The organism is Actinomadura barringtoniae (genome assembly GCF_017573505.1).
GTDB lineage: Bacteria > Actinomycetota > Actinomycetes > Streptosporangiales > Streptosporangiaceae > Spirillospora > Spirillospora barringtoniae.
This window is the reverse complement of record NZ_JAGEOJ010000005.1, coordinates 33,192-51,932: the sequence shown is the minus strand read 5'-3', so window position 1 is coordinate 51,932 and position 18,741 is coordinate 33,192. Positions and strand designations below refer to the sequence as shown.

Below are 18,741 nucleotides of genomic sequence, written 5' to 3'. Positions count from 1 at the left end.
TACCGCCAGTTCACGAGTGTCAAGATCTGACCTTGAGGCTCTTCGCGTCGTACAGCGGCTCACGCGCCACGATGCCCGTCACCCGTTCGCCGAAGATCTCCACCTCGACCTTGGTGCCGAACGCGGCGTGCTCGGCCGGGAGGTAGGCGTAGGCGATCGACGAGCGGACCGCGTAGCCGAAGCCGCCCGACGTCACCCGCCCGACCACCTCGCCGTCCGCGCCCGCGACCCGTACGGGCTCGTTGCCGAGGCAGATCGCGCGGGGGTCGTCCAGCATCAGGCAGCGCAGGCGGCGCGTGACCCCTCGCTCCTTGGCGGCTACCAGAGCGTCCCGCCCGAGGAAGCCGCCCGCCTTGTCGAGCTTCACGCAGAAGCCCAGGCCCGCCTCGTAGGGCGTGTGGTCGGGGGAGATGTCGACGCCCCAGACCCGGTAGCCCTTCTCCAGCCGCAGGCTGTCGATCGCCCGGTAGCCGCCGGGCGTCGCGCCGGTCGCCTCCAGCGTCCGCCACAGCGCCGCGCCGTACTCGCTGGAGCAGTACAGCTCCCAGCCCAGCTCGCCGGCGAACGTCACGCGCAGCGCCCGCACCGGCACGTCGCCGACCGTGATCTCCCGCGAGGTCATGTACGGGAACGCGTCGTTGCCCAGGTCGTCCGGCGTCAGTGCGGACAGGATCTCGCGCGACCGCGGGCCCCACAGCGCGAAGCACGCGTACTGCCCGGTCACGTCGGCGACCCGCACCGAACCGTCGCGGGGCGCGTGCCCGCGGATCCAGCCGAGGTCGTGCGCCCCGAACGCGGTCCCGGTCACGATGAGGAACGCGTCGCCCGCGGTCCGCGTCACCGTGAAGTCGCACTCGATGCCGCCGCGCGAGTTGAGGCACTGGGTGTAGGTGACGTCCCCGACCCCGCGCGCCACCTCGTTGTCGCACAGCCACTCCAGCAGCCGCGCCGCCCCCGGCCCGGTCACCTCGATCTTGGCGAACGACGACTCGTCGAACAGGCCCGCGCTCGTCCGGGTGGCCATGTGCTCGACCTCGACCGCCGGTGACCAGTTGCGCCCCGCCCAGCCGCGCGGCCGCAGCGACCCGTCCCCGGCCGCCGCGTTCGGCTCGTAGTAGTTCACCCGTTCCCAGCCGGACTTCTCGCCGAAGACCGCGCCGTTCGCCTCGTGCCATCCGTACGCGGGGGAGACGCGCAGCGGGCGGCCCGCCGTGCGCTCGCGGCCCGGGTAAGGGATGTCGTAGTAGGTCTCGTAGTTCTCGACCGTGCGCTTGAGCGTGTAGCCGGGCGAACGGTAGTGCGCGCCGAACCGCCGCACGTCCATGTGCCACAGGTCCATGGACGGCTCGCCCGCCACGATCCACTCGGCCATGACCTTGCCGATGCCGCCCGCGCCCGCGATGCCGTGCGCGCAGAACCCGGCCGCGACGAAGAACCCCGCCACCTCGGTCTCGCCGAGGCAGAACTCGTTGTCGGGGGTGAACGCCTCGGGCCCGTTGATGAGCTTGCGGATCCCGGCCTCGGCCATCGCGGGCACGCGCAGCTGCGAGTTGGCGGTGATCTCTTCGAACCGGTCCCAGTCCTCGGCGAGCAGCCGCCCGTTGAAGTCCGGCGGGATCGCGTCATAAGCGCCGTCGTGGGCCAGCGACCAGGACGCCGAGTCGCGCTCGTACCCGCCCATGAGCAGGCCGTCCACCTCCTCGCGGAAGTAGACGAGGTTGTCGGGGTCGCGCAGGGTCGGCAGCCGGTCGCCACCGCCGCCGGCGCGTTCGCGCATCGGCTCGGTGATCAGGTACTGGTGCGACATCGGAACGATCGGGATCCGTACCCCGGCCAATCGCCCGATCTCCGCCGCGAACATGCCGCCGGCGTTGACGACGATCTCGGCCTCGATGTCGCCGCGGTCGGTCCGCACGCCGGTGACGCGGCCCTCGCGCACGTCGATCCCGAGCACCCGCGTGTGGGTGAACGTCTGGACGCCGCCCGCCCGTGCACCAGCCGCGAGCGAGTAGGTGAGCTGGGACGGGTCGACGTAGCCGTCGGTCGCCAGATGCGCGCCGCCGAGCACCCCGTCCGTGCTCATCAGCGGGAACATCGACTCGGCCTCGTCCGCAGAGATCTCCTCCAGCGGCAGCCCGAAGGTCTGCGCCCAGCCGATCTGGCGGCGGATCTCCTCCATCCGTTCCGGCGTCCCGGCCAGCCGGATGCCGCCGCACTCCACGAAGCCCGGCGGCGTCTCGGTCTCCTGGAGCCTGCGGTAGAGCTCCACGGAGTACATGTTCATCCGCGTCAGCGTCGGGTCGGCGCGCAACTGCCCGACCAGGCCCGCCGAGTGGAACGTGGAGCCGCTGGTCAGGTCGGCGCGGTCGACCAGCACGACGTCGCGTTCGCCCAGCTCGGCCAGGTGGTAGGCGATACTCGTACCGCCCACGCCGCCGCCGATGATGACGATGCGGGCGCGTTCCGGGAGGCTCTTGGCCACGGTCGTCGCTCCTTCCCTCGATGTTCCGGGGGCTCAGTGCTCGGGGGCTCAGTGCCGGGGGGCTCAGTGCTGGGGGGCTCAGTGCTCGGGGGTGGTCCAGACGACGACGCGGGTGCGGTCGCCGCGGAAGAGGTCGTGCGCGTGCTCGATCGGCTCGCCCGCCGCGTTGTAGGCGACGCGTTCGACCGCGAGCAGCGGGGTGCCGGGCGCGACGTCGAGCAGGCCCGCCGTCTCGTCGTCGGCGGCGACCGGCTCCATCCGCTCGACCGCGCGCTCGGGCGTCTCGCCGTACTTGTCACGCAGCAGGTCGTAGAGGGACCCGCCGAGCGCCTGCTCGGCCAGGTCGGGGAAGCGGCGGGCCGGGAAGCGGGACCGTTCGAGCGCTATCGGCTCGCCGCCCGCCAGCCGCACCCGCGTGATGGCGATGACCGCCTCGCCGGCCTCGATGCGCAGCGCCTCGGCGGTCGCGGGCTCGGCGACGTTCAGGCTGACCGACAGCACGCGCGCACCGGCGACCAGGCCCTGGCGGCGGATGTACTCGCCGAGCCCGGCGAAGCTGCCGAGGTCGCGTTCGACCTTGGGCGCGGCGACGAACGTGCCGCCGCCGCGCCCCGGCCGTCGCACGACCACGCCCCCGCGTTCCAGGTCGTGCAGCGCGAGCCGGAGCGTCGCCCGGCTCACGTTGAGCCGGTCGGCGAGCTCGCGCTCGGGCGGCAGCCGGTCGCCGGGCAGGTAGCCGCCCTGCCGGATCGCCTCGACCACGCCCTCCCACGCCCGGCTCCGGCGTGAGTCGTCCGTCTCGTCGGTCATGGGCGGTTTTCTAACACAGATTTGGTCTGACCAAAAGGGGAAAAGGTTGACCAGAAAAATCCGTTAACGCCCTCTTGACGCTCGACTGTGCCGGTCGCAGACTTCCGGAACATCGAACGTCGCCGTGTGGTCGGGTGACTGGCCTCGGTGTTTCCAATGGATTAAGGGCAGTCCAATGGCAGTCGCGTACACCGTGTTGAAGGGTGGCCTCAGCCACCAGATCATCCGCGTGGACGACGACGGCGCCCCGAGTCACATCCTGCGCGTGCTCGACCCCGCGGTCAGCGAGGCCGGGCTCGGCATCCCGATGGCGCAGGAGATCGAGAACACGGTGCGCGCGGCCGGCACAGGGGTCGGGCCGCGCGTGCTGGAGGTCGTGGACGCGGACGGCGAACGGCCCGCGATCAAACTGGAGTACATCGACGGCGCGACGTTGTGCCAGGACGATGTGCGCGAAATAGGCACGATTCAACGCATCGCGGAGGCGTGCGTCCGGCTGCATGCGGGAGTACCCTTCGGGAACCGGTTCAGTGTCTTCCGCAAGGCGGAGGAACTACTGGACAGATGCGTACGGCACGGGCTGGACGTCCCCGACGGCTATGCCGAGCACCTGCCGGCGCTCACCGCGGTCGAGAGGGCTGTGGAGAGCCGGCCGCTGCGGCTCGTGCCGTGCCACAACGACCTGCTGCCCGAGAACTTCATGGACGACGGCAGGTCCATCCGCATCATCGACTACCAGCTGTCCGGGATGAACGACCCGGCGTTCGAGCTCGGCGACATCGCGGCCGAGGGCGACTACGGGCCGGACCGGGTGGCGGCGCTCGCCGCGGCCTACTTCGGCGACGAGATGAGCGACGCGCTGCTCGCCAGGGTGCGGCTCTACCTGCTGGCCTCCAACTACGCCTGGACGCTGTGGTTCTCGATCCACAGCGGGCTGCTCGCCGAGCACGCCGCCGACGCCGACTTCGACTACGCGGCCGAGGCCGCCGACAAGTGGGGTCAGGCGCGGCGCGACCTGGCCGACCCGGAGTTCGGCACGCTCGTCGACACCGTGCGGAGGGGCCGGTGAGAGCGGGGCCGGTGAGAGTGGCCGGGCTGAACGGCGTGCGTGCCGCGATCTTCGACTTCAACGGCACGATCACCGACGACGAGGTCCTGCAGTACGAGATCTACGCCGAGCTCGCCGCCGAACTGCTCGGTGTGGAGCTGACGCTCGCCGACTACCTCTCCGAGCTGGCCGGACGCAGCGATCCCGCGATCGTCGACGCCCTTCTGGAACGTGCTCACGCGGTGGACGCGGCGGACGCGGCCGCCAGGGAACGGCTGCTCGCCGAACGGCTGCGGCGCTACCGCGACCGGATCGCGGGCGCGCCGCCCGTACGGTCCGGGACGGCGGCGCTGATCGAGGCGCTGGCCGCGAGCCGCGTCCCGCTGGCCGTCGCGACCGGCGCGCTCCGTTCCGAGGTCGAGGCCGTGCTGTCGGCCGCCGGTCTCGCGGACGCGTTCGCGGCCATCGTCTCGATCGAGGACGTCGGCCGGGGCAAGCCCGACCCCGAGAGCTTCCTGCGCGCCTACGACCTGCTCAAGGCATCCACCGAGTCCCCTCTCGAGCCCGCCGACGTGGTGGTCTTCGAGGACTCCCCGTTCGGCATCGCGGCGGCGCGTTCCGCCGGCATGCGCTGCGTCGCCGCGCACCTGACCTCCGAACCGGCCCATCCGCCCGACGCCGTCCTGGACGCGCTCGGGCCCGAGCTCCTGTCAACCAACCAGGCCCGCCGGCCCCCGCCAACCCCCTAGGCCCCGCCAACCCCGACGACCCCCTTCGAGGAGGCTCGATGGCCACCCACCTCGACGACGATGCCAAACGGCTCGCCGAGCTCGGTTACAAGCAGGAACTGGAACGCTCCTGGAGCGGCTTCTCCAATTTCGCGATCTCGTTCTCCATCATCTCGATCCTGTCCGGCTGCTTCACCACGTTCGGGCAGGCCTGGAACAACGGCGGGCCGATCGCCATCACCTGGGGCTGGCCCATCATCGCCGGCTTCATCCTCATCATCGGCTTCTGTATGTCGGAGCTGGTGTCGGCCTACCCGACGGCGGGCGGCATCTACTGGTGGGCCGCGACGATGGGCAAGCCGATCCACGGCTGGTTCACCGGCTGGCTGAACCTGATCGGCCTCATCGCGGTCACGGCCTCGGTCGACTACGGCTGCGCGACGTTCCTGAACACCCTGCTCGGGATGTTCGACAAGGACTGGGGCGGCGGGCTCACCTTCACGTTCGGCCTGTTCGTGGTGATCATCGTGCTGCACGCGCTGATCAACATCTACGGGCACCACCTGGTCGCGGTGCTGCAGAACATCTCGGTGTGGTGGCACGTGTTCGGGGTCGCGGCCATCGTGCTGATCCTGGTCTTCGGCCCGGACTCGCACCAGAGCGCGTCGTTCGTGTTCACCGAGCGGATCAACAACTCGGGCTTCTCCGACGGGATGTACTGGTTCTACGTCCTGCCGCTCGGGTTCCTGCTCACCCAGTACACGATCACCGGCTTCGACGCGTGCGCGCACGTGTCGGAGGAGACCAAGGACGCGGCCCGCACGGCGGCGCAGGGACTGTGGAAGTCGATCGCCTACTCGGGCATCGGCGGCTGGATCCTGCTGCTGGCCTTCCTGTTCGCCGCGACCGACGTGACCGAGATCAACAAGGAGCTCGGCTCGGCCTCGGCGATCTTCACCACCGCGCTCAGCCCGGGCCTCGCCAAGACCGTCATCGCGATCTCGGTGATCGGGCAGTTCTACTGCGGCATGAGCTGCGTGACGAGCATGTCCCGGATGACGTACGCGTTCTCGCGCGACCGCGGCATCCCCGGCGCGAAGCTGTGGTCCAAGGTCAACAAGAACCGCACCCCGGTGAACGCCATCATCATGGGCTGCACCGCCGCGCTGGTCCTCACCCTGCCCGCCCTCTACAAGAGCCCGACCGGCACCCCGGTCGCGTTCTACGCGGTGGTCTCGATCGCGGTGATCGGCCTCTACCTGGCGTTCCTCATCCCGATCTACCTGCGGCTGCGGATGGGCGCCAGGTTCCGGCCCGGCCCGTGGACGCTGGGCGGCAAGTACAAGGTGCTCGGCTGGATCGCGGTGATCGAGATCATCGTGATCTCGATCTACTTCATCATGCCGCTGGCGCCAGCAGGCGTCCCCGGCAACAAGGCCTGGGACTGGACGGCGGTGAACTACGCGCCGCTCGCGGTCGGCGCGGTGCTGATCCTGGTCGGCGGCTGGTGGGCGCTGTCGGCCCGCAAGTGGTTCACCGGCCCGGTGCGCCAGGTCGACGACCCCGGCGTGGACCTGGTCGGCTCCTCCTGACCGTGAGGTCGTACTGACCGCGGGGCTTGACGGGCCGGGCGGGTGCGAGCGCGCACCCGCCCGGCCCGCCGTCTACGCTTTGCCCGACGGAGGGACGGCGCATTGACTGAGGTAAGTGAGCCCAGGCGGCTCGCCGAATCTAGCTCCTCCGGGGGGGACGACCCCCCAGACCCCCCGGCAACGGCGGGGCAGCCTCCGCTCGCTTCGCTCGCGAAGTCTGCCGTCCTGCGACCAGTACGGGCGGGCAACGCCTTCGAGGAGACCGTCGAGCGGCTCCTCCAGGTGATCAAGCTCGGCATCGTCGCGAACGGCGAGCGGCTGCCGCCCGAGCGGGAGCTGGCGCCCCGCCTGGGGGTCAGCCGGGTCACGCTGCGCGAGGCGATCCGCGCCCTCCAGCAGGAGGGGTACGTGGAGTCGCGGCGCGGCCGGGCGGGCGGCACGTTCGTCACCTTCGCGCCGCCGCCCGCGGGCAGCGGCGACCTCGCCCGCGTCGCCGAGGACCAGGCCGAGGGCCTGGACGACGCGCTCACCTACCGGCTGGTGATCGAGACCGGGGCCGCGCAGCACCTGGCCTCCGCCGGGCTGAGCACCGAGCAGCGGGCCCGCCTCGAAGGGGCCCTGACCGCCGTCAACACCGCCGGAGCCGCCGACTACCGCCGGCTGGACACCCTCTTCCACCTCACGATCGCCGAGCTGACCGGGTCTCAGCTGCTCTCGGTGGCCTGCGCGGACGCCCGGCTGCGCGTCACCGACCTGCTGAACGCCATCCCGGTGCTCCAGCGCAACATCGAGCACGCGGCGATCCAGCATGCCGCGATCGTCGACGCCGTCCTGGCCGGCGACCCGGAGGCCGCGCGGCGCGCCGTCGCCGAGCATCTGGAGGGCACGGCTGCCCTCCTGCGGGGCTTCCTCGCCTGAGCCGCACGGCCACCCGGATATGACCGCTGCGCGGTATTTCACGCACGGATTACGGTGCCGGGCGTAGCGTACGCTGAAGCGGTTGCCCTGGATCACCCCTTGACGTCCTGCGGGGTGCGGGCGCGCGATCGGTGAGGCGAGGAAGGGACCTGACGCATGGGCTGGCTGGCGGGAGTGGTGATCCTCTTCCTGGGGCTGATGGTGTCCATCGCGCTGCACGAGCTAGGCCACTTCTCCTTCGCCAAGCTCTTCGGTGTGCGCACCACCCAGTTCATGGTCGGCTTCGGCCCGACCATCTGGTCCAAGCGCAAGGGCGAGACCGAGTACGGCCTGAAGGCGATCCCGGTCGGCGGCTACATCCGCATGATCGGGATGCTCCCGCCGCGCAAGGGCGACGCCCCCGGGCAGTTGCGGCCCTACAGCACCGGCCGGTTCAGCGGGCTGATCGACTCGGCCCGCGGCCAGGCGCTGGAGGAGGTCGGCCCGAACGACGGCGACCGCGTCTTCTACGCCAAGCAGTGGTGGCAGAAGCTGATCATCATGTTCGGCGGGCCCGCGGTGAACCTGATCCTCGCGGTGGTCTTCTTCGCGATCCTGATCATGGGCATCGGCTCGCCGACGCTCCAGCCGAAGATCGCCTCGGTGGCCAAGTGCGTGGTCGCGGCGGGCCAGCAGGTGGGCGATACCTGCCCGGCCACGGCCCCGGCGACGCCGGCCGTCAAGGCGGGCCTGATGCCCGGCGACAAGATCGTCTCGTTCGGCGGCACGAAGATCAACGACTACGCGCAGCTGCAGCGCCTGATCCGCGACTCCGGCGGCAAGACCGTGCCGACCGTGGTCCAGCGCGGCGGGAAGCAGCTCCCGGTCCAGATCCCGGTGATCTCCAACCAGATGCCCGACCTCGACAACCCCGACAAGACCGTCAATGTCGGGTTCATCGGCATCACCCCGACCGAGGCGTACGAGCGCCAGGGGCCGGGCGCGGTGGTCTCGGCCATCACCGACCTGACCGGCCGCACGGCCGCCTCGCTGGTCAAGTTCCCGCAGAAGATGGTCGGCGTCTGGCAGGCCGCCTTCTCCGACAAGAAGCGCGACCCCGAGGGCCCGGTCGGCGTGGTCGGCGTCAGCCGGATGGGCGGCGACATCGCGGCCTCCAAGAACTTCACCGAGACCCAGAAGATCGCCACGTTCATCGGGCTGCTCGGCTCGGTCAACCTGGCGCTCGGCCTGTTCAACCTGATCCCGCTGCTGCCGCTGGACGGCGGCCACATCTTCGGCGCGCTGTGGGAGGCCGTGAAGAAGGGCTTCGCCAAGATCCTGCGGCGCCCCGACCCCGGCTACGTGGACGTCGCCAAGGCGCTGCCGCTGACGTACGCGATGGCCGTGGTGCTGATCGTGATGGGCGGGCTCCTGGTCTACGCCGACCTGGTCAACCCGATCCAGTTCCCGGGCTGACGCCCGCAGGTCACATCCGGACGGGCATCTCGGGTCACGTCCAAACGGGCGTCTCGGGTCACATCCGGACGGGCATCTCGCCGGTCTTGAGGAACGCGCGCAGGCTCTCCAGGTGGGGCCCGACGTTCAAGCCCTTGGTGGCCAGCCAGTCGTCCGAGCCGTAGGTGTGGGCGTAGCGCTCGCCGCCGTCGCAGATCAGCGTGACCACGCTGCCCTGCTCACCGCGGGCGCGCATCTCCGAGATCAACTCGGCCGCGCCCCACATGTTGGTGCCGGTCGAGCCGCCCACGCTGCGCCCGGTGACCTCGGTGGTCCAGCGCATCGCGGCGATCGAGGCCGCGTCGGGCACCCGCACCATCCGGTCGATCACCGTGGGCAGGAACGACGGCTCCACCCGGGGCCGCCCGATGCCCTCGATCATCGAGCCGCTCGCCGTACGGTCCGGATCGTGGTCCTCATAGGCGCCGTAGAACGCCGAGCCCTCCGGATCGACCACCGCGACGCGGGTCTGGAACCGCCGGTACCGCGCGTACCGCCCGATCGTGGCCGAGGTGCCGCCGGTGCCCGCGCCCACCACGACCCAGGACGGCTCGGGGAAGCGCTCCAGCGACAGCTGCTCGAAGATCGACTCGGCGATGTTGTTGTTGCCGCGCCAGTCGGTCGCCCGCTCGGCGTAGGTGAACTGGTCCATGAAGTGGCCGCCGCACTCGGCCGCCAGCCGCCGCGACTCGTCGTAGATCGCCGCCGGCTCGTCCACGAGATGGCACCGGCCGCCGTAGAACTCGATCAGGCGGGCCTTCTCCGGGCTCGTGGAGGCGGGCATCACCGCGACGAACGGCAGGCCCAGCAGGCGGGCGAAGTAGGCTTCGCTGACCGCCGTGGAGCCGCTGGAGGCCTCGATGATCGTGGTCCCCTCGCAGATCCAGCCGTTCGCCAGCCCGTAGAGGAACAAGGACCGGGCCAGCCGGTGCTTCAGTGAACCGGTGGGGTGGACCGACTCGTCCTTGAGGTAGAGGTCGATGCCCCACTCCGGGGGCAGGGGGAACACGTGCAGGTGGGTGTCGGCGCTGCGGTTGCTGTCGGCCTCGACCTTGCGGATCGCCTCGGAGATCCACGCCCGGCCGCCCGGGTCGCACCGGTCCACGACACCGCTCATCGGAGTTCCCCCCTCGATCATGGTCACTTAACGATATCTCCGCACGTCACAGGGCATGATGAGGGGGTAATGGGGGGAACATGCGCGACGTCTTCGTAGAACGGATCGTGGACACCGGCCGGCTGCCGCTGTTCACCTTCTTCGTCGCGTTCATCGTGACCTTCGTCTTCACGCGCGTGAACGTCAGGCTCATCAGGGCGAATGTGCGCTGGTGGTTCCGGAACGTCAAGGCCGGGGACCTGCACATCCACCATGTCGTCTTCGGCGTGATCCTGATGCTGATCGGCGGGATCTCGGGGATCGCCGTGCCCGACTCGACCGGGCTCCCGTACGTGGTGACCGCGGGGATCTTCGGGGTCGGCGCGGCCCTGGTGCTGGACGAGTTCGCGCTGATCCTGCACCTGAAGGACGTCTACTGGACCGAGAAGGGCCGCGCCTCGGTCGACGCGGTCTTCGTCGCGATCGCCATCACCGGCCTGCTGCTGCTCGGCGCCAAGCCGACGGGCTTCGACATCGAGGTCCAGGACCCGGGCGGCGAGCTCGGCCGCACGGTCATCGTCGGGATCTACGTCACCTCGCTGGTGATCAACCTGGTGCTGGCGGTCGTCACGCTGCTGAAGGGCAAGATCTGGACCGGCCTGCTCGGGCTGTTCGTCCCGTTCATCCTGATCATCGGCGCGTTCCGCATCGCCCGGCCCGGCTCGCCCTGGGCGCGCTGGCGGTACGTGCCGGGCTCGCGCAAGGCCCGCCGGGCCCGCTGGCACGAGGACCGGTTCCGCAGGCCGCTGATCCGCGCCAAGATCTGGTTCCAGGAGTTCATCGCGGGACGGCATGACCTCATCCCGCCCGAACTGCTCCATCGTCGCAAGGGTGTGTCAGACTCGCGGCGCGACCGATCCAAGGTTGAATAGGGCACGACCCCCCGTGATCAGTTGAACGCTCAGCGACACGGAGGCGCTCGTGCTCATCAAGTCCATCCTCGCCGCGCTGGTCGCGGTCGCCCTGGTGGCCGCGGTGGCCTTCGTCTTCAAGAAGTACGGCAAGACCGACGATGAGCCCGACGGCGCGACGGGCTCGCACGTCGGCGCGATGCTCTCGGCGCTGTTCCTGCTGGTCTTCGCCATCGCGCTGATCGTCCCCTGGGCGGCCGCCGACGAGGAGCGCAAGAACACCGCCGCCGAGGCCCAGGCGCTGGTCGAGGCGTACTGGGACTCGGGGATGCTCGCCCAGGCCGACAAGCAGGCGGTCCGTACCGAGATCAAGGCCTATCTCGAGCACACGGTGAACACCGAGTTCCCCCGTCTGAAGGACGGCGGCGACCCGCTCACCGCGAACACCTGGCAGCGCCTGGACCAGCTGCGCATCCGGCTCGCCAACCTCAAGATCGACGACGACCAAGTGAACGCCGCCCGCGACGACGCGGTGGAGCGCGTCCGCGAGGTCTACAGCGCCCGGCGGCAGCGGGCCGTCGACACCGGCCCGATCCTGCCGGGCGGCGTGCTGTTCTTCACCGTGCTGACCGGCATCATCATGATCATCTTCCCGTTCCTGGTGGGCGCCCGCCCGAAGGGCATGCCGCTGGTCGCCCTCGGCATCATGGCCGCGCTGCTCGGCATCAGCATCTTTCTGTGCTTCGACGTCAACCACGTCTTCACCGGTCCTCTCGCGGTCAAGGCCGACGCGTTCTCCGACGCGCTGAACGAGATAGCCAGAATCCCCTGATCAGGCGGCCGATCAGGCGGCCCGCTCGAAGCGCTTGCGCAGGCGGGTCGCCCCGGCCGCGACGGGCCACAGGCGCGTCGCGGCGTTCCGGGCGGCGATGGCGGCACGGGTCTTGGGAACCATCAGCGCAGCCGCCGCCCCGACGTTGCCCTGCCTGGGGTCGACCAGGGTGCGGTGCTCGGCCTCGTACCGGGTGAAAGCCGCCTGAGGGGCGGCGGGGGAGACGGCCAGTTCCCGGGCGAGGGTGTACGCGCCCGCCATGGCCAGCGTTGAGCCGTCGCCGAACAGCGACACCGACGAGGCGGCGTCCCCGAGCAGCGCGATCCGGCCGTCGTGCCAGCGGTCGAGGCGGACCCGGCTGACCGAGTCGAGCCACAGGTCGCCGGCGTCGCGCACGCGGTCCAGCAACTCGGGCACGCGCCAGCCGCCGCCCGCGTAGGCCTCGGCCACGATCCGCTTGTGCTGCTCCATGTCGCGGTGGTCGAAGCCCTCGATCGCCGGGCTGCGGAAGATGAAGGCGGCCACGGACCTGCCGTGCACGGGGTGGACCGACACCAGCCGGCCGGGCACGTTGTGCAGCAGCACGTCCTGGGCGTTGCCCGCCAGGTCGTCCCACTGCGTCGTTGCCACGTACAGGCCCGCGTGCTGAACGAACTCCGACTCGGGCCCGAAGGCCAGGCGGCGGGTGTTGGAGTGCAGCCCGTCGGCGCCGATGACAAGGTCGAACCGGCGCGGGGCGGCGTTCTCGAACGTGACGTCCACGCCGTCCTCGTCCTGGCGCAGCGAGGTGATGGTGTCGTCGAAGAGGTACTCGGCCTTGTCCCGGCTCGCCTCGTAGAGGATCTTCGCCAGGTCGGTGCGGGTCACCTCGGCCTCGCCGCTGCCGCTGGCCTGCTGCAGGGCCCGCATGTCGACCCGGCCGACCTCGCGGCCGGAGCGGTTGACGAAGCTCAGCGCGCTCACCTCGGTGGCGGCCTCGCGCAGCCGGTCCATGATCCCCATCCGTTCGGCCACCGCGACCGCCGGGCCGCGCACGTCCACCGGGTTGCCGCTGGAACGCAGCCCGGCCGAGCGCTCGACGACGGTCGGCCGGAAGCCGTGCTCGGCCAGCCAGTAGGCGAGCGTGGGGCCGCCGACGCCGGCCCCGGAGATCAGCACGGTGGGGTTCTCGCTGCTCATGGTGGTCATGTCCTGCTCCTGTCGCTCTCGGGGAGGTCGATGGCATGACTGTATGACCAAATTCGAAATCTGGTCAACTATCAATTTGAAGTTGACTGGATTTCACATCTGGTCATAACGTGGTCCCATGAGCGCGAACACCGACCGGGTCCGCGACCCGCGGCAGCGGGCCGAGCGGGCCACGCGGATCCTCGACTCGGCGGCCGAGCTGCTGGCCAAACACGGCTACCGGCGGGTCACGATCGACGACGTCGCCGCCCGGGCGGGCATCGGCAAGGGCACCGTCTACCTGCACTGGAAGACCCGCGAGCAGCTGTTCGGCGCGGTCTTCGACCGGGAGGTGCTGAGCGCCATCGAGGAGCTGCGGCGGGCGCTGCGGCAGGACCCCCGGGTGGCTCTGCTGCACCGCTTCGCGCGCACGTACTTCCTGGCCATCGCGCAGCGCCCGCTGCTGCGCGGGTTCCTGCTCGGCGACCCCGACCTGCTCGGCAAGCTGGCCGCCTCCCGCGACGGCCGCGACGAACGCCACGGAGGCACCTCGCACGGCTACCTGGAACTGCTCGCGGCCCGTGGCCTGCTCCGCGACGACATGACCGTGGGCGAGCTGGCCTACGCCTACCAGGCGACGTTCGAGGGCTTCCTTCAGGCGCTCCAGGCCGAGCCCGACGTCTCCGACGGCGTTCTGGAGGAACGAGCGGAACTGCTGGCGCGGACCGTACGGCGGGCCTTCGAGAACGAGCCCGAGCCGCCGGAGGAGGCGCCGGCCGACCTCGCGGCCGCCGTGATCGCCCTGTTCACCGATCTGATCGACGCCGACCGGGCCGCGGCCGGCATCCCCGGAGACTGAGGAACGCCGGGGTCAGCGGATGGCGGCGAAGATCGCCCCGGCCATGGCCGCGATCACGACCGACACCACGGTGACGATGAGGATGTGCTTGAACGGCCTCACGTGGTGGGGGACCAGTTCCCTGGACGCCTTCACCGGCCGCCCGATGAAGTGCGGCGGCTCCGCCTGAGCCCTGGTCCTGCCGGGCTTGTGCGCCGGAGCCTGCGTACGCGGCTGCGCCTGAGCGTGCGAGGAGGGGCTCTGCTGCCCGGACGAGGCACTCGCGCCTCCCTGACCGCCCCCACCGCCCCCACCGCCCCCACCGGGCGATGAGGCCGCGCCGCCGCCAGATCCCTGCCCGTTGCCGTTCCCGTTGCCCGGCGCGGCGGGCGCCGTTGGGCTGCCGGGATGTCCTGGACGGCCGGGGTGCCCCGGATGCCCGTGCGCGGGCCGGATGTGACCCGGGCGCCCGTGATGCGCGCCGCGCGGGGACTTGGGACCCGCCTGGTCCGTCGCGGACTGTTCCTTCGGGGGCTGGGGCTTCTTGGGCGGCTCGGGCTTCACCAGCGGCTTGACCTTGGTCGGCACGAACGGCGCCGGAGGCCTCTTGAACGGCTCGCAGGTGCCGTTCAGCAGCGCGACGCCGACCTGCACGGTCACCTCGTCCACGCCGACGAAGGCACACAGGTAGATCTTCGGGTTCGGCCCGAACTGCACGCCCGCGTCGACCTTCACATCGACGGGCGGCTTCGGCTTGCCGTCCGGGGAGGCCGACTTCGGATCGGGCTTGTCGCCCGTGCTCGGCTTGGGCTTGGGTTCGCCGTCCGGTGCCGCCGGGGAGTCGGCGTCATCGGGAACGTCAGCCTCGTCGTCCGGGTTTGCGTCGGGACCGTCGGTCGCGTCCGCCGGCTCGTCGGTCGTGGCGTCCGCCGGCTCGTCGGTCGCGTCGTCCGGCGGCGTGGGGTCGTCCGCCGAGTCGTCGGTGGCGTCCGTGGCGTCGTCCGGCGCGTCCGTGGCATCGTCGACCGTGGTGTCGGTGTCGTCCGGTGCGTCGCTGGCGTCGGCCTGGCCGGGGGCGGCAGGGGGTTCGGGGTCCTTGGCGATGGCCCTGGCCGGAACGCGGGGACGGTCGATAGGCGCGTCCGCCAGGGCGGGTTGGGCGATCGTGAGCATGCCGAAGGCGACCCCGGCCAGCGCGACCGGGAGCCGTACCGTCGCATTGCGCACAAGCCGACCGCGCACCGCCACCCCCGAGTTCCCCGAGTGGCCATCATCCCGTCGGGTCCGGACGCGCCATCGGTCCGACACGGCAAAATGATCACAAGGGGATCAGTCGACGACCGGGGCGATCGCCTTCACGGTGTCGATGGTGTCGGCCTCGGCGGCTGACTTGTCGGGGCGGTAGCGCAGCACGCGGGCGAAGCGGAGCGCGATGCCGCCCGGGTAGCGGGGGCTGGTCTGGACGCCGTCGAACGCGATCTCCACGACGAGCTCGGGGCGCACGTGGACGACCCAGGAGTTCTCGTCGACCGCCAGCTCGCGCAGCTTCTCGGTCTGCCAGGCGAGCAGCTTGTCGGTGAGGCCCTTGAACGTCTTGCCGAGCATGACGAATTCGCCGTTGGACGGGTCGCGGGCGCCCAGGTGCAGGTTGGACAGGTAGCCGCGGCGGCGGCCGTGGCCCCACTCGACCGCGAGCACCACCAGGTCGAGCGTGTGGCGCGGCTTGACCTTGATCCAGCCCGCGCCGCGGCGGCCCGCGGTGTAAGGGGTGTCGAGGGACTTGATGACGACGCCCTCGTGGCCGCGTTCGACCGACTCGGCGAAGAAGGTCTCGGCGGCGGCCTGCTCGTCGGCCGTGACCAGCAGGCGGGGCATGCGCAGCGCCTCGGGTACGACGCGGGCGAGGGCGGCGTTGCGGTCGGCTCCCGGCGCGTCGAGCAGGTCCTCGCCATCGAGGTGGAGAACGTCGAAGAGGAAGACCGACAGCGGGACCGGGTCGTCCTTCTGCGTGCGGGTCGCGGTGCGGGCGGCGGTGACCTGGAACGGGTGGGGCCTGCCGTCCGGGCGCAGCGCGACGAGCTCGCCGTCGAACACGGCGTCCTTGAGGGGCAGGTCGCGCATGACGGCGACGACCTCGGGGAGGCGGTCGGTGATCTCGTCCAGCGTGCGGGTGAAGACGCGGACGTCGCCCTCGCGGATGTGGATCTGGGCGCGGATGCCGTCCATCTTCCACTCGACCGCGGCGCCCTCGTCCAGCTTGTCCAGCGCCTCCTCGACCGAGGGCGCGGAGGCGGCGAGCATCGGCTTGATGGGGCGGCCGATCTCCAGCCCGAACGCCTTGAGCCCCGGCACGCCTTCGGACAGGGCGACGGTCGCGACCGGGCCGAGCGCGCCGCGCAGCATGACGGCCCGGCGCACCTCGGCGGCCGGGACCTCGGCGGCCTTGGCGATAGCCTCGGCCATCACGCCGTCCAGCGCGCCCTGGCGCAGCTCGCCGGACAGCAGCCGGATGAGGAAGTCCTGCTCGGGGCGGGTGGCGCGGGCCAGCAGCGCGGACAGCAGCTCGCGGCGGCGGGCGACCGAGCCCTTGCCGGCGACCTGGCCGATCTCGGTGAACGCGGCGTCGAGCTCGGTTACGGTGATGGACGGCTCGGCGGCGGGCGGCGGCACGTCGCGGAGGCTGGCGTAGCCCACGCCGATCTGCCGCTGGGGGAGGTCGCCGGACAGGTGGACCACGACCAGGGCGGCCTCGGCCGGGCCGGCCGCTCGCAGGCACTCCGCGAGCAGCTCGACCTTGACTTTGCGGCCCGACGTCCCGGCCACCGCGCCGGACGTGCGGGCCATCTCCGCGAGCAGCACGTTTCCCATTGTGTCCGGCAGGTCTGACATTTGCTTCCACCGGGGCCTCTGGTCAGAGGGGCCGGGCTCCGATTACCGTGCGAAGGGGCCACCGATCGGGGGAGTGAGGAGCGGGGAGTGGGACGTCCGCGTCCACCTGAGCCTTTCGAGCGCGTCTATTCGGCGCCGGAGCCGCCCGCACCGGCGCGCAGGCCGCGCGTGATCGCACTGGCGACCGCGCTGGTCTCCTTCGCCGTCGCCGCCGCCGTGGTGTTCCTGCTCGTGCCGAAGGGCGGCGGCCACCACCAGGCCGGATCCGCCTCGACGTCCGCCGCGACGCCCGGCGACACGTCCGGCGACACGTCCGCGGGCTCGCCCGACGGATCCCGGCCGTCGCCCACCGGCGAGCCCTCGGGATCGCCGTCCTCCAGTACGCGACCCGGGCCGACACCGCCCGCCGCCAAGCTGATCGGGACCCTGCCGCCCGCGTGCGCGACCGTCTCGCCTGGCACCGTGCGCGACCTGATCCCGGCCGCCCAGCAGCGCAACAACTCCAACCAGACGCTGACCACGTGCACCTACACCGCGGGAAGCGGCGGCTTCCGGTGGCTGCGAGTCGAGGCCTACCTTTACCCGCCCGGCATCGGGCAGCCGCTGGACGACGCCAAGCGCAACTTCGCCGCCGGTTTCGACCAGGCACGCAAGCCCGCCACCGAACGCACGGTGACGCTCACCAAACAGAGCGGATTGGGCGACGAGGCCTACCGCTGGTACAAGGTCGACAAGGGCGAGAAGACCGTCGTCGGGCAGATCACGATGCGCGTTCGGAACACCCTGATAACGGTCAGTTACAGCGAAGAAGCCGAGAGTAAGAATGACGCCGATTCGCGTCAGCAAACGTGTCTGGCCAAAGCGAACCAGGCCGCCCGAGAAGTGCTCGGCTCCTTCCGTTGAAACCATTTGACCAAAATCGGCCGATCCTGCGATAAGTCAAGTCAACCGAGCCTAGGGTGTTCCGGTATAAGGGGAGGGCGCACCGGTCCGGCCGGCCATGCCGGCTCGATGACCGGTGCGGTCGTCACGCGGCGAGGAGGAGGTCGACGGCGTGACCGCACAACCGGTTGGAGTGTCCTGGGTCTGAGGAACCGCAGCTCAGGAGTGATTCTCGGATGGCGGGTCGCAGGGTGGACCATCACCCTGCGGCCCGTAGTGCGTTCCCGGTGGTCCACTGCGAAAATGCCGACATTCGTGCCAGTGCATAATGTGACGTTCGGCGGCCGACGGAATGGAGCCGAAGTTGGAACCGGTTGCAGTTTGGTGGGCGGCGCTGTCGGACGTGCGTCAGGCCCATGCGGGCCTGCTCAACGAGGTCGAGCGGGGACGCCGGGAACGGTATCTGCGCGAGCCCGACAGGCACCGGTTCACCCTGGGCGCGGCCATCACCAGGATCGCGGTCGGCGCAATGCGCGGGCTCGCTCCGGAGAACGTCGCCATCGACCGTTCCTGCGCCGATTGCGGCGAGCAGCATGGCCGCCCGGTGATCGCGGGCGGGCCGCACGTGTCGGTCTCGCACTCGGGTGACCGGGTCGCGGTCGCGGTGTCGCCGTACGGGCCGCTCGGCGTGGACGTGGAGGCCGCCGGCCGCGCCACCGAGGGCATCGCCGGGCATCTGCTGGCGCAGGACGAGCGCGATGCCCAGCCGCTGACCCCCGACGCCATGCTCGCGTACTGGACCCGCAAGGAGGCCTTGGTCAAGGCGACCGGCGACGGGCTGCGCGTGCCCCTCACCGACCTGCGCGTCTCGCCTCCCACCGAGGCTCCGCGCCTGCTGGACTGGTCCGGCCGAGCCGAGCTTGTCGCCCGGATCACGATGGTCACGCTCGCGCCCGGGACCGGCTACGCGGCCTGCCTCGCGCTCCTGGACCACCCGGCGGGCGTCGAGATCGTCGAACGCCCCGCCGCCGAGCTCCTCAACCCCTAAGACCAC

At 70.9% G+C, this 18,741-nt stretch carries 17 protein-coding genes; 10 read left to right on the top strand and 7 right to left on the bottom strand.

Annotation, left to right across the window (positions count from 1 at the left end; genetic code table 11):
• Positions 1-19 precede the first annotated feature (19 nt).
• Together J4573_RS56055 and J4573_RS12965 are read right to left on the bottom strand one after the other, a co-directional pair.
• Entirely contained in the window at positions 20-2,482 is a 2,463-nt protein-coding gene (locus J4573_RS56055) for a GcvT family protein (RefSeq protein ID WP_208255676.1), read from the bottom strand.
• Between the two features lie 78 nt (positions 2,483-2,560).
• Positions 2,561-3,292, bottom strand: coding sequence for a GntR family transcriptional regulator (locus J4573_RS12965; protein WP_208255675.1), 732 nt, complete (start codon positions 3,290-3,292; stop codon positions 2,561-2,563).
• A gap of 175 nt (positions 3,293-3,467) precedes the next feature.
• Here J4573_RS12965 and J4573_RS12960 point away from each other — a divergent pair, with 175 nt between their 5' ends.
• The 5 genes from J4573_RS12960 (at position 3,468) to J4573_RS12940 (ending at position 9,033) form a co-directional block, all read left to right on the top strand.
• Entirely contained in the window at positions 3,468-4,361 is an 894-nt protein-coding gene (locus J4573_RS12960; protein ID WP_208255674.1) for a choline/ethanolamine kinase family protein, read from the top strand.
• On the top strand, positions 4,358-5,089 hold the full coding sequence (locus J4573_RS12955; RefSeq protein WP_208255673.1) for an HAD family hydrolase: 732 nt from the start codon (positions 4,358-4,360) through the stop codon (positions 5,087-5,089). Before J4573_RS12960 ends, J4573_RS12955 begins: the two co-directional genes overlap by 4 nt.
• Before the next feature lie 38 nt (positions 5,090-5,127).
• Complete coding sequence (locus J4573_RS12950; protein WP_208255672.1) at positions 5,128-6,660, top strand: amino acid permease; 1,533 nt, start codon at positions 5,128-5,130, stop codon at positions 6,658-6,660.
• Positions 6,661-6,885: 225 nt separating this feature from the next.
• Positions 6,886-7,578 (top strand): FadR/GntR family transcriptional regulator, encoded by a 693-nt coding sequence (locus tag J4573_RS12945; RefSeq protein WP_243772981.1) that lies wholly within the window; start codon positions 6,886-6,888, stop codon positions 7,576-7,578.
• A gap of 156 nt (positions 7,579-7,734) precedes the next feature.
• Positions 7,735-9,033 (top strand): M50 family metallopeptidase, encoded by a 1,299-nt coding sequence (locus J4573_RS12940; protein ID WP_208255670.1) that lies wholly within the window; start codon positions 7,735-7,737, stop codon positions 9,031-9,033.
• Between the two features lie 58 nt (positions 9,034-9,091).
• Here J4573_RS12940 and cds1 read toward each other — a convergent pair whose 3' ends face one another.
• Positions 9,092-10,189 (bottom strand): L-cysteine desulfhydrase Cds1, encoded by a 1,098-nt coding sequence (cds1, locus tag J4573_RS12935; protein WP_208255669.1) that lies wholly within the window; start codon positions 10,187-10,189, stop codon positions 9,092-9,094.
• 80 nt (positions 10,190-10,269) lie between these two features.
• Here cds1 and J4573_RS12930 point away from each other — a divergent pair, with 80 nt between their 5' ends.
• A complete protein-coding gene (locus tag J4573_RS12930; RefSeq protein ID WP_243772945.1) occupies positions 10,270-11,100 on the top strand; it encodes a hypothetical protein in 831 nt (276 codons plus the stop codon).
• Positions 11,101-11,149: 49 nt separating this feature from the next.
• Entirely contained in the window at positions 11,150-11,911 is a 762-nt protein-coding gene (locus J4573_RS12925; protein ID WP_208255668.1) for a bestrophin-like domain, read from the top strand.
• A gap of 12 nt (positions 11,912-11,923) precedes the next feature.
• On the opposite strand, the gene J4573_RS12920 is transcribed toward J4573_RS12925, so the two are convergent.
• Positions 11,924-13,099 carry an FAD-dependent monooxygenase gene (locus J4573_RS12920; RefSeq protein WP_208255667.1) on the bottom strand — a complete coding sequence of 392 codons (1,176 nt, stop codon included), beginning with the start codon at positions 13,097-13,099 and terminating at the stop codon, positions 11,924-11,926.
• A 118-nt stretch (positions 13,100-13,217) separates the two neighbouring features.
• Between J4573_RS12920 and J4573_RS55265 the strand changes: the two genes are divergently transcribed.
• Positions 13,218-13,937, top strand: coding sequence for a TetR/AcrR family transcriptional regulator (locus tag J4573_RS55265; protein WP_208255666.1), 720 nt, complete (start codon positions 13,218-13,220; stop codon positions 13,935-13,937).
• A 12-nt stretch (positions 13,938-13,949) separates the two neighbouring features.
• On the opposite strand, the gene J4573_RS12910 is transcribed toward J4573_RS55265, so the two are convergent.
• The 3 genes from J4573_RS12910 to J4573_RS12900 all read right to left on the bottom strand — a co-directional run bounded on the left by J4573_RS12910 (position 13,950) and on the right by J4573_RS12900 (position 17,266).
• Positions 13,950-15,143, bottom strand: coding sequence for a hypothetical protein (locus J4573_RS12910; RefSeq protein WP_208255665.1), 1,194 nt, complete (start codon positions 15,141-15,143; stop codon positions 13,950-13,952).
• 102 nt (positions 15,144-15,245) lie between these two features.
• On the bottom strand, positions 15,246-16,784 hold the full coding sequence (locus tag J4573_RS12905) for an ATP-dependent DNA ligase (RefSeq protein WP_243772979.1): 1,539 nt from the start codon (positions 16,782-16,784) through the stop codon (positions 15,246-15,248).
• A 146-nt stretch (positions 16,785-16,930) separates the two neighbouring features.
• Entirely contained in the window at positions 16,931-17,266 is a 336-nt protein-coding gene (locus J4573_RS12900) for a hypothetical protein (protein WP_208255663.1), read from the bottom strand.
• Position 17,267: 1 nt separating this feature from the next.
• On the opposite strand from J4573_RS12900, the gene J4573_RS12895 reads away from it, so the two are divergent.
• Both J4573_RS12895 and J4573_RS12890 read left to right on the top strand, forming a co-directional pair.
• The gene (locus J4573_RS12895) at positions 17,268-17,708 is read left to right on the top strand and encodes a hypothetical protein (RefSeq protein WP_208255662.1); all 441 of its coding nucleotides are present in this window, start codon (positions 17,268-17,270) and stop codon (positions 17,706-17,708) included.
• A 343-nt stretch (positions 17,709-18,051) separates the two neighbouring features.
• Positions 18,052-18,735 (top strand): 4'-phosphopantetheinyl transferase family protein, encoded by a 684-nt coding sequence (locus J4573_RS12890; protein WP_208255661.1) that lies wholly within the window; start codon positions 18,052-18,054, stop codon positions 18,733-18,735.
• Positions 18,736-18,741: the final 6 nt, after the last annotated feature.